14 protein-coding genes are annotated in these 14,446 nt (G+C 72.2%); 3 read left to right on the top strand and 11 right to left on the bottom strand.

The features are described 5' to 3' along the window. Positions 1-55 precede the first annotated feature (55 nt). The 4 genes from H305_RS0141325 to glmS form a co-directional block, all read right to left on the bottom strand. A complete protein-coding gene (locus H305_RS0141325) occupies positions 56-784 on the bottom strand; it encodes a L,D-transpeptidase family protein (RefSeq protein ID WP_234021425.1) in 729 nt (242 codons plus the stop codon). A gap of 447 nt (positions 785-1,231) precedes the next feature. After that, positions 1,232-2,692: a bifunctional ADP-dependent NAD(P)H-hydrate dehydratase/NAD(P)H-hydrate epimerase gene (locus tag H305_RS0141320; protein WP_028805618.1), complete on the bottom strand. Its 1,461-nt coding sequence runs from the start codon at positions 2,690-2,692 to the stop codon at positions 1,232-1,234. A 76-nt stretch (positions 2,693-2,768) separates the two neighbouring features. Next, positions 2,769-3,140, bottom strand: coding sequence for a holo-ACP synthase (locus H305_RS0141315; protein WP_028805617.1), 372 nt, complete (start codon positions 3,138-3,140; stop codon positions 2,769-2,771). 40 nt (positions 3,141-3,180) lie between these two features. Beyond that, positions 3,181-5,028, bottom strand: coding sequence for a glutamine--fructose-6-phosphate transaminase (isomerizing) (gene glmS / locus H305_RS0141310; protein WP_028805616.1), 1,848 nt, complete (start codon positions 5,026-5,028; stop codon positions 3,181-3,183). Positions 5,029-5,195: 167 nt separating this feature from the next. Between glmS and coaA the strand changes: the two genes are divergently transcribed. Together coaA and H305_RS0141300 are read left to right on the top strand one after the other, a co-directional pair. Further along, positions 5,196-6,185 carry a type I pantothenate kinase gene (coaA, locus tag H305_RS0141305; protein ID WP_028805615.1) on the top strand — a complete coding sequence of 330 codons (990 nt, stop codon included), beginning with the start codon at positions 5,196-5,198 and terminating at the stop codon, positions 6,183-6,185. A 16-nt stretch (positions 6,186-6,201) separates the two neighbouring features. Further along, a complete protein-coding gene (locus H305_RS0141300; protein WP_028805614.1) occupies positions 6,202-7,152 on the top strand; it encodes a DUF389 domain-containing protein in 951 nt (316 codons plus the stop codon). Here the strand turns inward: H305_RS0141300 and glmM are convergent. The 4 genes from glmM to H305_RS48670 all read right to left on the bottom strand — a co-directional run bounded on the left by glmM (position 7,149) and on the right by H305_RS48670 (position 11,091). Further along, positions 7,149-8,507, bottom strand: coding sequence for a phosphoglucosamine mutase (gene glmM / locus H305_RS0141295; RefSeq protein WP_028805613.1), 1,359 nt, complete (start codon positions 8,505-8,507; stop codon positions 7,149-7,151). The two genes, H305_RS0141300 and glmM, sit on opposite strands and share 4 nt — an antisense overlap. A 178-nt stretch (positions 8,508-8,685) precedes the next feature. Further along, a complete protein-coding gene (gene rpsI, locus H305_RS0141290) occupies positions 8,686-9,207 on the bottom strand; it encodes a 30S ribosomal protein S9 (RefSeq protein WP_028805612.1) in 522 nt (173 codons plus the stop codon). A gap of 42 nt (positions 9,208-9,249) precedes the next feature. Further along, positions 9,250-9,693, bottom strand: coding sequence for a 50S ribosomal protein L13 (gene rplM, locus H305_RS0141285; RefSeq protein ID WP_028805634.1), 444 nt, complete (start codon positions 9,691-9,693; stop codon positions 9,250-9,252). A gap of 186 nt (positions 9,694-9,879) precedes the next feature. Beyond that, the gene (locus H305_RS48670) at positions 9,880-11,091 is read right to left on the bottom strand and encodes a glycosyltransferase family 87 protein (protein ID WP_051371562.1); all 1,212 of its coding nucleotides are present in this window, start codon (positions 11,089-11,091) and stop codon (positions 9,880-9,882) included. A gap of 74 nt (positions 11,092-11,165) precedes the next feature. Here H305_RS48670 and H305_RS0141270 point away from each other — a divergent pair, with 74 nt between their 5' ends. Continuing rightward, positions 11,166-12,053 carry a hypothetical protein gene (locus tag H305_RS0141270; protein ID WP_028805611.1) on the top strand — a complete coding sequence of 296 codons (888 nt, stop codon included), beginning with the start codon at positions 11,166-11,168 and terminating at the stop codon, positions 12,051-12,053. A gap of 436 nt (positions 12,054-12,489) precedes the next feature. Here H305_RS0141270 and truA read toward each other — a convergent pair whose 3' ends face one another. From truA to H305_RS48665, 3 genes are all read right to left on the bottom strand, one after another. Then, positions 12,490-13,356: a tRNA pseudouridine(38-40) synthase TruA gene (gene truA, locus H305_RS0141265; RefSeq protein ID WP_028805610.1), complete on the bottom strand. Its 867-nt coding sequence runs from the start codon at positions 13,354-13,356 to the stop codon at positions 12,490-12,492. A 91-nt stretch (positions 13,357-13,447) separates the two neighbouring features. Then, positions 13,448-13,951, bottom strand: coding sequence for a 50S ribosomal protein L17 (gene rplQ, locus H305_RS0141260; RefSeq protein ID WP_028805609.1), 504 nt, complete (start codon positions 13,949-13,951; stop codon positions 13,448-13,450). Between the two features lie 172 nt (positions 13,952-14,123). After that, on the bottom strand, positions 14,124-14,446 hold a 323-nt coding region (locus H305_RS48665; protein ID WP_037767076.1), incomplete at its 5' end, for a DNA-directed RNA polymerase subunit alpha C-terminal domain-containing protein.

The following is a 14,446-nucleotide window of genomic DNA, read 5'->3' as shown; positions in this document are numbered from 1 at the left end:
GGGTCGGACAGCCCTTCGGCGCCGGTACCGCCGGCGCCCGTCCGGCGGCTCCTCATCAGGTCCCCGGCCTGCGGCCCCACACGTACACACGGTCGCCCTTCTTCAGGACGTCCCACAGCCTGCGGGCGTCCGCGAGCCGGAGATTGACGCAGCCCCACGAGCCGTCGGGGTCGTGGACGCTGCCCCGGATGGCGTGGAAGGCCTGTCCCCCGCTGAAGAACTGGCTGTACGGCATGGGGGTGTCGTACAGCGTCGACCAGTGGTTCTTGTGCTTCCAGTAGACCGTGAACCAGCCGGTACGGGTCCGGTGGCCGGCCCGCCCGCTGCGCATCGGCACCGGGCCCCACAGCACCCTCGTCCCCTTCTGCACCCAGGAGAGCTGGCGGGTCAGGTCCACGCAGGCGACGCGGTACGAGCGCACCGGGCACTTGCCCGCCGCGTTCGGGGTCTTCATGCCCGCGAGCTGTTGGATCCGGGTCCAGGTGACGGGTCCCGCGAAGCCGACGTCCGGTTTGATCGCGTACCGCTTCTGGAACGCGCGGATGGCCCGGCAGTCGGCGGGCGACTGCTTTCCGTCCGCCTTCAGGCCGAGCCCGCGCTCCACCTGCCGCTGGTAGGGACCCGTCCGCCTGGTGCACGCCGCGGCGGCACCCGCGGCAGCGTGGTCGGACCGCGGGCCGGGGGCCACGGGTCCCGGCTGCGCCGCCGCCGGGCCCGCGGGCAGGGCGACCAGGGTGGCCAGCAGCGCCGCGGCGCCGCGGCGCGTCATTCGTCCGCTCATCATGCGATCAGCGAACGCAACGGGCCCGCGCGGGCGGATGCGCCGCGCGGACCGGGTCCCCCGATCCGGTCAACACCGCTCCACGAACGCCGGAAGGGCCCGCGCCGGCCCGCCGCAGACGCCGAAGGCAGGGAAGATTCCGCGCCGGCCTCGCGGCCGCGACATGCTCTCGGACCCGGACGCCGAAGCCGGACGGAGCCCGCACGGGCCCTGCGGGCACAACGCCCCGTGGACCCGGAGAGAGGGGAGACCGCGCACGGGACTCGGCCGCGACGCCCACACAGCGCGGACCCGAAGACCGGAGAAGCCGCGCGCCCGCCCGGCCGCAACGCCCACTCGGCCGCGACCCTGAAGACGGGAAGGCCCCCGCACGGGACTCCGGGGCGCGGTGCCTCTCCAGCGGACACGGAAGGCGGGAGAGCCCCGCAAGGGCACCGGCCGCGACACCTCTCAGGCGCGGACGTCGCGCCACGCCTCCGGGAGGGCCTCGGCCACGTCGTGTGCGCCGGCGGGCGCGCCGTCCGCGGCGAAGCGTCCCGCGAGCCCGTGGAGGTAGGCGGCGACGCTGCCCGCGTCCAGCGGGGACAGCCCTGCCGCGAGCAGCGACCCGGCCAGGCCCGACAGCACGTCACCGCTTCCCGCGGTGGCGAGCCACGCCGTCCCGGTCGGGTTCACCCGCACCGGCCCGCCGTCCGCGTCGGCGACCAGCGTGGTCGCCCCCTTGAGCAGCACCGTCGCCCCGTACAGCCGGGCGAGCTCCCGCGCGGAGGACAGCCGGGAGGCCTCGACCGTCTCGCGCGGGACGCCGAGCAGCGCGGCGGCCTCCCCGGCGTGCGGGGTCATCAGGGTGGGCGCGGTGCGGGCGCGGACGGCGGCCCGGTCGGCGAGCCGCAGCCCGTCCGCGTCCACGAGCACCGGCACGTCCGCGGCGAGCACCTCGGCGACCGCCGACGCGTCGTCCCCCGCCCCGGGCCCCACGACCCAGGCCTGGACCCGTCCGGCCCGCGCGGGGCCCCCGTCCGACACGAGCGTCTCGGGGAAGCGGGCGATGACGGCGTCCCCGGCGGGCCCGACGTACCGCACGGCGCCCGCTCCGCCGCGCAGCGCGCCGAAGACGGCGAGGACGGCCGCTCCGGGGTAGCGCGCGGACCCGGCGGCGATTCCGACGACACCGCGCCGGTACTTGTCGCTCGCCGCCCCCGGCAGTGGCAGCCGCGCCGCGACGTCGGCGTGCTGGAGCGCCTCCAGTTCGGCCTCGGCGGGCAACGTGAGCCCGATGTCGACGAGGCGTACGGAACCGGCGTACTCGCGTGCCGGATCGATGAGCAGCCCCGGCTTGTGCGTCCCGAAGGTCACCGTGAGATCGGCGCGGACGGCCTCGCCGAGGACCTCTCCGGTGTCCGCCTCGACACCGCTGGGCAGGTCGACGGCGACGACGACCGCACGGGAGTCGCGCAGGAGTGCGGCCAGCGGTGCGGCGTCGGGGCGCAGCCCGCCCTTGCCGCCGATGCCCACGATGCCGTCGACGACGAGGTCGGCCCGGCCGATCAGCTCCTCGACGGCCCGCGGCGCGGCCCCGGTGCCGTCGGCCGGGACGCCCGATGTCGCGGCACCGCCCGCGCGGCGCAGCGCGGCCAGTCCCCCGGGGTGCGTCCGTTCGGGGGCGAGCAGCACCGCCGTGACGCCCGCTCCGCGGCGGGCGAGGCGCGCTCCCGCGTACAGGGCGTCGCCGCCGTTGTCGCCGCTGCCGATCAGCAGCACCACCCGGCTGCCGTACACCCGCCCCAGCAACTCCGCGCACGTCGCGGCCAGTCCGGCGGCGGCGCGTTGCATCAACGCTCCCTCGGGCAGCCGTGCCATCAGCTCCCGCTCGGCGGTTCTCACGGTCTCCACGCTGTACGCAGTACGCATACGCCGAGTCTCCCGCACCGGCGCCCGCCGCGCGGCCCGCGTACGGCGGCCGGGTCCGCCCCCGCGCCGGGCCGGGCTACCCCTCGGCCACCACCACCGCCGAGGCCACCCCGGCGTCGTGGCTCAGCGACACGTGCCACGAGCTCACGCCGAGTTCGGCCGCCCGGGCGGCCACGGTGCCCTTCACACGCAGACGCGGCCGGCCGCTGGACTCGACGTAGACCTCGGCGTCGGTCCAGTGCAGTCCGGCCGGGGCGCCCAGCGCCTTGGCGAGCGCCTCCTTGGCCGCGAAGCGGGCGGCCAGCGAGGCGATGCCTCTGCGTTCGCCGCTCGACAGGTACAACTCCTGTTCCACAAAGACCCGTTCGGCCAGTCCGGGCGTGCGTTCCAGCGCCGCCCGGAACCGGTCGATCTCGGCCACGTCGATACCGACCCCGATGATGCTCATGCCCCGCACCCTAAAGGGGCGGGCCGTGCCACGGGCCCGCTCACTCCACCGTCACCGACTTGGCGAGGTTCCGCGGCTGGTCCACCTCGTTCCCGCGGGCCGTCGCCAGCTCGCAGGCGAACACCTGGAGGGGAACGGTGGACACCAGCGGCTGGAGCAGGGTCGGGGTGGCCGGGATGCGGATCAGATGGTCCGCGTACGGGACCACCGCCTCGTCGCCCTCCTCCGCGATGACGATGGTGCGGGCGCCGCGGGCCCGGATCTCCTGGATGTTGGACACGATCTTGTCGTGCAGGACCGAGCGCCCGCGCGGGGACGGCACCACGACCACGACCGGCATGTCCTCCTCGATGAGCGCGATCGGCCCGTGCTTGAGCTCGCCCGCCGCGAAGCCCTCGGCGTGCATGTACGCCAGTTCCTTCAGCTTGAGGGCGCCTTCGAGGGCGACGGGGTAGCCCACGTGGCGGCCCAGGAAGAGGACGGTGTCCTTGTCGGCGAGGGAGCGCGCGAGTTTCCGTACCGGCTCCATGGTCTCCAGGACCCGCTCGACCTCGCGGGAGATCCGGGACAGCTCGCGGATGACGGCCTGGATCTCGTCGCCCCACTTGGTGCCCCGCACCTGACCCAGGTAGAGCGCCACCAGGTAGCAGGCGACGAGCTGCGTCAAGAACGCCTTGGTGGACGCGACGGCGACCTCGGGGCCGGCGTGCGTGTACAGAACGGCGTCCGACTCGCGGGGGATCGTCGAGCCGTTGGTGTTGCAGATCGCCAGCACCTTGGAGCCCTGCTCGCGGGCGTGCCGCAGCGCCATCAGGGTGTCCATGGTCTCGCCGGACTGCGAGATGGCGATGACGAGGGTGCGCGGGGCGAGGATCGGGTCGCGGTAGCGGAACTCGCTGGCCAGCTCGACCTCGCAGGGGATGCGCGTCCAGTGCTCGATGGCGTACTTCGCGATCATCCCGGCGTGGAAGGCGGTCCCGCACGCGACGATGACGACCTTGTCGACCTCGCGCAGCACCCCCGTGGGAATGCGCACCTCGTCCAGGGTCAGCGAACCGGCCGTGTCGATGCGCCCGAGCAGGGTGTCGGCGACCGCCTTGGGCTGTTCGGCGATCTCCTTGAGCATGAAGTAGTCGTAGCCGCCCTTCTCGGCGGCCGAGGCGTCCCAGTCCACGTGGTACGAGCGCACTTCGGCGGGCCGGCCGTCGAAACCGGTGACGGTGACGCCGTCGCGGCGCAGCTCCACGACCTGGTCCTGGCCCAGTTCGACGGCGGACCGGGTGTGGGCGATGAACGCGGCGACGTCCGAGGCGAGGAAGGCCTCGCCCTCGCCGACACCGACGACGAGCGGCGAGTTCCGGCGCGCCCCGACGACCACGTCCGGCTCGTCGGCGTGCACCGCGACGAGGGTGAACGCGCCCTCCAGGCGCCGGCACACCAGCCGCATGGCCTCCGCGAGGTCGGCGCAGGAGGAGAACTCCTCGGCGAGCAGGTGGGCGACGACCTCCGTGTCGGTCTCGGAGGCCAGTTCGTGTCCGCGCTCGGCGAGTTCGGCGCGGAGCGCGGCGAAGTTCTCGATGATGCCGTTGTGGACGACGGCGACGCGGCCCGCGTTGTCGAGGTGCGGGTGCGCGTTGGCGTCGGTGGGACCGCCGTGCGTGGCCCAGCGGGTGTGCCCGATGCCCGTCGTGCCGGTCGGCAGCGGTCGGTCGACCAGCTCCTTCTCCAGGTTGACGAGCTTGCCCGCCTTCTTCGCGGCGGCGAGCCCGCCGTCCGATGTCACGGCGACGCCCGCCGAGTCGTATCCCCGGTACTCCAGCCGCTTCAGTCCGGCCATCACCACGTCAAGCGCCGACTGCGACCCCACGTATCCCACGATTCCGCACATGGCGGCAGCGTACGGGCCCACGCCCGCGCGTTCCCGGCATCTCGTGCCCGATATCGGAAATTGCGGCCGCCTTTCGCACGACCGCAGGGCGCCGTTCCGGGTGGCCGGGTCACCCCGCGTGACGGAGCCCACCCTCCATCGCGTCCATACTCCCGTAACAATGGACTGTGATCTCTCCGGTCTCCTCGTTGCCGCGGAGCGCCCACCGGTCCAAGCCGGAGGCGACTCCCTACGTCGACCTCACCCGTGCCGAGTGGAGCGCGCTGCGCGACAAGACGCCGCTCCCGCTGACCGCCGAGGAGGTCGAGAAGCTACGCGGCCTGGGCGATGTCATCGACCTCGACGAAGTGCGGGACATCTATCTGCCGCTGTCCAGACTGCTCAACCTGTACGTCGGCGCCACCAACGGGCTCAGAGGCGCCCTGAACACGTTCCTCGGCGAGACGGGCTCCCAGGCGGGCACCCCGTTCGTCATAGGCGTCGCCGGTTCGGTCGCCGTCGGCAAGTCCACCGTCGCCCGTCTGCTCCAGGCCCTGCTCTCCCGCTGGCCCGAGCACCCGCGCGTCGAACTGGTCACCACGGACGGCTTCCTGCTCCCCACCAAGGAGCTGGAGGCCCGCGGGCTGATGTCGCGGAAAGGTTTCCCCGAGTCCTACGACCGGCGGGCCCTGACCCGGTTCGTCGCGGACATCAAGGCGGGCAAGGACGAGGTCACGGCGCCCGTCTACTCGCACCTGATCTACGACATCGTGCCCGGCCGGAAACTCACGGTCCGGCGCCCCGACATCCTCATCGTCGAGGGCCTGAACGTGCTCCAACCCGCGCTGCCCGGCAAGGACGGCCGCACCCGCGTCGGCCTCGCCGACTACTTCGACTTCAGCGTGTACGTCGACGCCCGCACCGAGGACATCGAGCACTGGTACCTGAGCCGCTTCAAGAAGCTGCGCGCCACCGCCTTCCAGAACCCGTCGTCGTACTTCCGCAAGTACACGCAGGTCTCCGAGGAGGAGGCGCTGGACTACGCCCGCACGACCTGGCGGACCATCAACAAGCCCAACCTGGTGGAGAACGTGGCCCCCACCCGCGGCCGGGCGGCCCTCGTCGTGCGCAAGGGCGCGGACCACAAGGTGCAGCGGCTCAGCCTGCGCAAGCTGTGACCACTACGCTGCGGCCATGCTGCATCTGCGTCTGATCACTCCCGCCGACCGGACCGACGAGGTGGTGCGCCTCATCGAGGGCACGGTCGGCACCGCCCATGTCGTGGTGCTGCCGGGCGCCGCCCGCAACCCGGCCGGCGACGTGGTGATGTGCGACGTCGCGCGCGAGGCGGGGGACGCGCTCATCGGCGGCCTGCGGGGACTGGGGCTCGACAGCACCGGCTCGATCGCGGTCGAGGACATCGACCTGTCCCTGTCGAGGCGCGCCGACAAGGCGGAGGAGGAGGCACCCGGCGAGGGCGCGGACGCGGTGCTGTGGGAGCACCTCCAGGACGCCACGCACGAGGAGTCGACGCTGTCGGTGACGTACGTCGCCTTCATCACGATCGCCACGATGATCGCGGCCTGCGGTGTGGTCCTCGACAACGCGGTCCTGATCGTGGGCGCGATGGCGGTGGGCCCGGAGTTCGGGCCGCTGGCCGGCTTCTGCACCGCGCTGGTGCAGCGCCACGCGCGGCTCGCCCTGCGGTCGCTGACGGCGCTGCTCGCCGGCTTCGCGATAGCCATGGCGGCGACGGTGCTGTTCAGCCTGTTCATGGACGCGGTGGGCCTGTTCAGCGAGGCACAGCTGGAGGCGGACCGGCCCAACACGGGCTTCGTCTACGCACCCGACTGGTTCTCGTTCGTCGTCGCGGTGCTCGCGGGCGCCGCCGGGATGCTGTCGCTGACGTCAGCGAAGTCCGGGGCCCTGGTCGGCGTCGCGATCTCCGTGACCACGGTGCCGGCCGCCGCGAACGCCGCCGTGGCCCTGAGCTACGGGGACATGGGCCAGACCTGGGGATCGGCCAAGCAGCTCCTGCTGAACCTGCTGGGAATCGTCCTGGCCGGTGCCCTCACCCTGCTCGCCCAGAAGTGGTTCTGGGCGAGGCAGCGCGAGGCCCGCGAGTCCCGGGTGGCGGCTTCCTAGCCGAGCGCCGACTTCACCGCGTCGGCGAGCCGGCCGGCCACCGACCGGGCGTGGTCGATGTCGGCGGCCTCGACCATGACCCGCACCAGCGGCTCGGTGCCGGAGGGGCGCAGCAGCACCCGTCCGGTGGAGCCGAGTTCGCGTTCGGCGTCGGCGACCGCGGCGGACAGCTCGGCCGAGGTCTTCACCCGTGACTTGTCGACGTCGGGGACGTTGATGAGCACCTGCGGCAGCCGCTCCATGACGGAGACGAGGTCCTGGAGCGTACGGCCCGTCTGGGCGACCCGGGCCGCGAGGAGCAGGCCGGTCAGCGTGCCGTCGCCGGTGGTGGCGTGGTCGAGGACGATGACGTGCCCGGACTGCTCGCCGCCGAGGGCGTATCCGTGCCGCTTCATCTCCTCCAGGACGTAGCGGTCGCCGACCGCGGTCTGCAGGAGGGTGAGGCCCTCGCGCTCCATGGCGAGCTTGAAGCCCAGGTTGGACATGACCGTGGCGACGACGGTGTCCGAGCGCAGCGCGGACCGCTCGCGCATCGCCAGCGCGAGGACGGCGAGGATCTGGTCGCCGTCGATCTCGGCGCCGGTGTGGTCCACGGCGAGGCAGCGGTCGGCGTCGCCGTCGTGCGCGATGCCGAGGTCGGCGCCGTGCTCGACGACGGCGGCCTGGAGCTTGCCCAGGTGGGTGGAGCCGCAGCCGTCGTTGATGTTCAGGCCGTCCGGCTCCGCGCCGATGGTGACGATCTCGGCGCCCGCTCGGGCGAAGGCCTCGGGCGACACCCGGGCGGCGGCGCCGTGGGCCTCGTCGAGGACGACCTTCAGGCCGTCGAGACGGTTCGGGAGGACACCGATCAGGTGGGCGACGTACTGGTCGAAGCCCTGGTCGTAGGAGTTCACCCGGCCGACGCCGGCACCGGTGGGCCGGTCCCAGGGGGCGCCGGTGCGGTGCTCCTCGTAGACGGCCTCGATCTTGTCCTCCAGCTCGTCGGCGAGCTTGTGGCCGCCGCGGGCGAAGAACTTGATCCCGTTGTCGGGCATGGCGTTGTGGCTGGCGGAGAGCATGACGCCGAGGTCGGCGCCGAGCACTCCGGTGAGGTACGCCACCGCGGGGGTGGGCAGCACTCCTACGCGCAGGACGTCCACGCCGGCGCTGGCCAGGCCCGCGACCACGGCGGCCTCCAGGAACTCCCCGGACGCGCGCGGGTCCCGCCCGACCACCGCCACCGGCCGGTGGCCCTCAAAGGTGCCCGCCTCGGCCAGTACGTGCGCCGCCGCCACGGAGAGCCCGAGCGCGAGCTCGGCCGTCAGATCCGCGTTGGCGACACCGCGCACGCCGTCCGTGCCGAAGAGTCGTCCCACTTGTCCTCCTGAGGAAGCGTCAGAATTCGGAAGTCGTCCGATCACATGAGCCTTTGAGCACCTTGTGCCGTTATACGCCCAAGGCCAGTGATATACGAACGCCCCGGCGGCACTGTGGCGTGCCGCCGGGGCGTTCGGACGTACTACGCGTACTACGAGTACGAGCAGGCAGCGAAGATTAACGCTTGCTGTACTGCGGGGCCTTGCGGGCCTTCTTGAGACCGGCCTTCTTGCGCTCGACCGCACGGTCGTCGCGCTTGAGGAAGCCGGCCTTCTTCAGGGCGCCGCGGTTGTTGTCGACGTCGGCCTCGTTCAGCGCACGGGCGACACCGAGGCGCAGGGCGCCGGCCTGGCCGGAGACGCCGCCGCCGGAGATGCGGGCGATGACGTCGTAACGGCCCTCGAGCTCGAGCACCTTGAAGGGCTCGTTGACTTCCTGCTGGTGCACCTTGTTGGGGAAGTAGTCCTCAAGGGTGCGGCCGTTGATCTTCCACTTGCCGGTGCCCGGGACGATCCGGACGCGGGCGATGGCGTTCTTGCGACGGCCCAGGCCGGCGGCCGGCTGCGGGTCGCCGAAGCGGGAAGCCAGGGATTCCGAGGTGTACTCGCCCTCGACGGGAACCTCGGACTCGGTGGTGTACTGGTCGATGTCGACGAGCTCAGTCTCTTCGACCGGCTGCTCAACGGTGGTCTCGGCCACGATTCTCCTCAGATTTCTTTTCGTCTTAGGGGGTGGCCGGAACTACTGCGCGACCTGGGTGATCTCGAACGGCACCGGCTGCTGGGCAGCGTGCGGGTGCTGGTCGCCCGAGTAGACCTTCAGCTTCGAGAGCATCTGACGGCCCAGGGTGTTCTTGGGGAGCATGCCCTTGACGGCCTTCTCGATGGCCTTCTCGGGGTTCTTGGCCAGCAGCTCGTCGTAGCGGACGGAGCGCAGACCACCCGGGTAGCCGGAGTGGCGGTAGGCCATCTTCTGGGTCCGCTTGTTGCCGGACAGGTGCACCTTGTCGGCGTTGATGATGACGACGAAGTCACCGGCGTCGACGTGCGGGGCAAAGATCGGCTTGTGCTTGCCCCGCAGGAGGGTGGCGGCAGTGGTCGCCAGACGGCCGAGGACGACGTCCTGGGCGTCGATGACGTGCCACTGGCGAGTGATGTCGCCGGGCTTGGGGCTGTACGTACGCACGGTTCGTAGCCTTCGCTTCTTCAGTGAGTGGGTCCTGACAAGGCCACCACGGACGATCACGACAGCCCTGACCGCACTGCGGTGACGCATACCGCGTGCTGGTCGCTGGTCATCGGCCCCGGTGGACCGGTGTAAGGGCCCCTCACGTGAGAATGAGAAAGCCAATACACATAACGAACCGCAAGCCTACCCGCGAGGGCCCGGACGGGTCAAAACGCGCATGGGCAGGTTCGTCCCCGGCCGCGGCGCCGGTGGAGATCCGCCCGGCGCGGGACGCCGGGCCGTCGCCACGGCGGCAGCCAGTACACAAAGGGTAAGGCAGTCCCGGAAGGCCCGCCGCGTCACGGGCTCCAGCCAGGGCCAGGTGAGACCGGGCACCTGCGGCACCAGGGCCAGCCAGAACCAGGGACCGCGGGCCGCCGAGCCGGGCAGCGGCAGACCCGCGAGCAGCAGCGGCAGCACGACCAGCAGGTAGTGGTCGTACGACGGGCGGGACACCAGGAACGCGGAGAGCATCAGCAGGGCCGCGGTCTCGGCGAGCCGCAGCGGCCCGGGATCGTCGCGCCGCCAGCGCCGATAGGCGCACCAGCACCCCGCGAGCGCTCCCGCCGCGGCCAGCGCGAGGGCCACCGGCCGGGGCACCCCGGCCCGCGGCAGCACCGCCGCCGGCGATGCCTCGTACAGACGTACGAACGCGTCGTGTCCCCGCAGCAGGAAGGGCAGCGTCCGCGTGACGAAACCCGCGGGGTCGGGCATCAGCAGGGCCGCCGCGCCGGAGACCGCGCCCGGCAGCGCCACGAGGGCGGCCAGCCCCCGCCACTGCCGGGCGAAGAGGAAGAGGAGCGCGACCGGCGCGAGGAGCGGCTTCAGGGCGATCGCGATCCCGATCACCACCCCGGCCGCCACCCAGCGCCCCCGCACCCCGCACAGCAGCCCCAGCGGCAGGGCGGCCGCCGCCGTCACGGTCCAGTTGCCGAGCGCCACCAGGTGACCGAAGGGTGCGAAGCCCAGCGCGAGCGCGGTGAGGCCGAGCGCGGCGAAGCGGCTGCGCGGCGACGTCCCGTGGATGCGCAGCGCGCAGACCCAGCCCACCACCAGCAGACAGGTCACCGCCAGCGGGACCAGCACACGCAGCGCGGCCTGCGGCAGCAGTGCCTGCGGCGCCGCGGCGACGACGGCGCCGGGCAGATAGAGGAAGTGCGGGTCGGCGTAGGGCGAGCCGCCGTGCAGCCAGCTTTCGGCCGCCCGCACGACGATCGCGTTGTCCATCCCGCCGTCCGAGCTCGCCCGCGCGACATTTACGACGGGGACGCACAGCGCGAACGCCAGCACTGTCCACATATGCCAGGTCGCGGGCCGCACCAACCACCCAAAGATGTCACTTTTGACCATATTCATGCAGGTCACGCTAGGGGCTCAAGTGCGCTGTGACGCGGAACGGCACCCCCCGGCGCACGTCTAAGATGCGGCGCATGAGTTATGGGCAGGGTGGGCAGGGACAGGCCCCGTGGGACCCCTGGAAGCCGGGTTCTCAGCAGCCTCAGTGGAGCGGTCAGAACGCGGGCGGGACTCCTGACTGGGCGGCACTCGCCGAGGCGTCGGAAACGCGGAACAAGCGCCGCAGGCTGCTGTTCATCGCCGGCGGAGCGCTCGCGACCGTCGCGGTCGGCGCGGCCGTCGCCATGGCCGTCGTCTCCGCGAACGGCGACAACCAGGCCTCCAACCAGCCTTCCCACCTGCCGGCCACCGCGGACATCCCCAACTCCACCACCGCGCCCGCCCCGTCCTTCGAGCCGACCTCGGCCCCCCCGCCGCTGGATCCGAAGGACTTCATATCCAGCGCGAAGAAGGACACGGCCCCGCTCAGCCCGGACATCCTCTTCCCGGGTACGCAGCTCACGATGGGCGACCGCGTCTACCGCAAGGGTCCGACGGCCGACACCAAGAAGTGCGCCTCGGCCGCGAAGGCCACCCTCCCGGCGGTCCTCACCAAGAACGACTGCACCCGCATGCTGCGCGTCACCTACGTCAAGGCCGGCGTCGCCGTGACGGTCGGCGTGGCCGTGTTCGACACCGAGGCGGAGGCGACCAAGGCCCGGCACGAGGCGGACAAGAAGAGCATCGTCGCCTCGCTGTCCGGAAACGGCGTCAAGTCCTTCTGCGACTCCGCCGTCTGCCGCTCGACCACCAACGTCTACGGCCGCTACGTCTACTTCACGCTCGCCGGGTTCACCGACGGCAAGAACGTGACGGCCAAGGACACCAAGGTCTTCACGACCGGTGACGACCTCGGCGAGTTCGCCTTCCGGCAGATCCGCCGTCGCGGCGAGGCCCAGGCCTCCGCCGCGGCCAACGAGTGACGCACCCCGGCCCGCCGCGCGAGCGACACACCGGGAGCTGACCGAGAGCCCGCGCGATGCCCCGGGCGACAGCCGAGAGCCCGCCCGGCGTCCGCGCGGCGCCCCGGAACGCCCCGCGGCCGTCTCCGGCGGCAGGCCGGGAGGCGGCACGGCGAGCGGCGCACCGGGCCGCGTCAGCGACAGCGCTCCAGCGGCTGCACCGTGACATGGCGCAGCCGCTCGGTGCGCACCACGTGTACCACCCGTCCAGCACCGCGGCCGTGCTCGCCCGCAGGGGGGTGCAGGCGGCGCACAGCCCGGTCGGCACCAGCCCGGCCGTCGGCGGCCCGACAGGCAGTAGGCGGGCACATCTCGCTCGACGGCCGCGTGCGAGCCGGTCTGCCGGGCCGTCCGCCGGCCCGGCACGTCGTCGGGCCGGGCACCCCCGGGCGGCTCGTCAGCAGGCTTCGCACTCCGGGGCCCCGGGCAGCGTGCGCTTGTTCCGGGCCTCCTTGTTCCGCGCGGCCAGCAACGCGTCGGCGGGATAGCCCACTTCTTCGAGTGTCAGCCCGTGCGGCCGTACGACATGCACGGCCGAGTCCCGTACGCCCGCGGCGAGCACCTTGCCGGGCCAGTCGGCACCGCGGTGTCCGTCCCCCACGAACAGCAGCGCCCCGATCAGCGACCGCACCATGTTGTGGCAGAAGGCGTCGGCGCGGACGGTGGCCGTGATGATCCCGTCGTGACCGCGGACCAGGCTCAGTTCCTGGAGCGTGCGGATCGTCGTCGCGCCCTCGCGCTTCTTGCAGTAGGCGGCGAAGTCGTGCTCTCCGAGGAGCCGCCCGGCCGCCTCGTTCATGGCGTCGACGTCCAACGGCCAGTCGTGCCACAGGACATGGTTGCGCAGCAGCGGGTCCACACCACCGGCGTTGTCGGTGACCCGGTAGGCGTAACGCCGCCAGATCGCGGAGAAGCGGGCGTTGAACCCGGCGGGCGCCTCGGCCAGCCGCCAGATGCGTACGTCCTTGGGCAGCCGTCCGGCCAGCCGCTTCAGCAGCTTCTCCCGGTGCTCGGCCCACAGAGCCTCGGGCAGATCGACGTGGGCCACCTGCCCGCGGGCGTGCACCCCCGCGTCCGTGCGTCCGGCCACGGTCAGCTCGTACGTGGTGTCCTTGGACCGGGTCACCGTCCGCAGGGCGTCCTCGATCTCCGCCTGCACGGTCCTGCGGCCCCCGGCCTGCTTGGCCCAGCCGGAGAACTCGGTGCCGTCGTACGACAGATCCATCCGCACCCGCACGAACCCGGGCGCCGCCTCATCACTCACAAACAGATCCTCTCAAGGCTCGGTCCCCTGCCGGGAACGCGAAAGCGGGCCCGCCCCGCAGGGGCGGACCCGCTCGACGCAAGGCGATGCCTCAGGCGTCCTTGGACTCCTCGGCGGCCTCCTCGGCCGGCTTGGCGTCCTCGACGACCTCGGCCGGAGCCTCGGCCTTGACCTCGGCGTCCTTGGCGGCACGCTTCGTGGCCGCCTCGGCCTCACCGGTGGCCTGCTGGGCCACGGTCAGGGCCTCCACCAGCTCGATGACAGCCATGGGCGCGTTGTCGCCACGGCGGTTACCGATCTTGGTGATACGGGTGTAACCACCCGGGCGGTTCTCGTAGCGCGGGCCGATCTCGGTGAAGAGCGTGTGCACGACGCTCTTGTCCGTGATCACCGACAGCACCTGGCGGCGGTTGTGAAGGTCACCCTTCTTCGCCTTGGTGACCAGACGCTCGGCGTACGGGCGCAGGCGACGGGCCTTCGCCTCGGTGGTGGTGATGCGGCCGTGCTCGAAGAGCGACTTCGCGAGGTTCGCGAGGAGCAGCTTCTCGTGCGCGGCACTGCCGCCCAGACGGGCACCCTTGGTGGGCTTCGGCATTGTTCTTCTCCTGTGTGTCTGCCCCGGCCGTATCAGGTACCGAGGTCAGTATCCGAGCAGGCGGTCGCCTGTCGGAGATCCAGGCTCCCGAAGGGGCCTGGAAAGGGGCGCGGGGAACTGCGCGATCAGCCACAGCGCACCCGCGCCCGGGTACGGACCGGTGGTCCCGAGCTCAGTACTGCTCGGTCTCCACGAAGCCCGCGTCCGCGTCGTCGTCGGCGCCGAAGGCGTCGGCGGCGGCCGTGGGGTCGAATCCGGGCGGGCTGTCCTTCAGGGCCAGGCCCATGCCGGCCAGCTTCGCCTTGACCTCGTCGATGGACTTCGCACCGAAGTTGCGGATGTCCAGGAGGTCGGCCTCGGAGCGGGCGACGAGCTCACCCACGGAGTGGATGCCCTCACGCTTGAGGCAGTTGTAGGAGCGGACCGTGAGCTCCAGCTCCTCGATCGGCAGCGCGAGGTCGGCGGCGAGGGCGGCGTCCGTGGGGGACGGGCCCA

The sequence above is a fragment of the Streptomyces sp. 142MFCol3.1 genome (assembly GCF_000424945.1).
Classification (GTDB): domain Bacteria; phylum Actinomycetota; class Actinomycetes; order Streptomycetales; family Streptomycetaceae; genus Streptomyces; species Streptomyces siamensis.
Note: the sequence above shows the minus strand (reverse complement) of the source record. Positions and strands in the feature narration are given on the sequence as shown.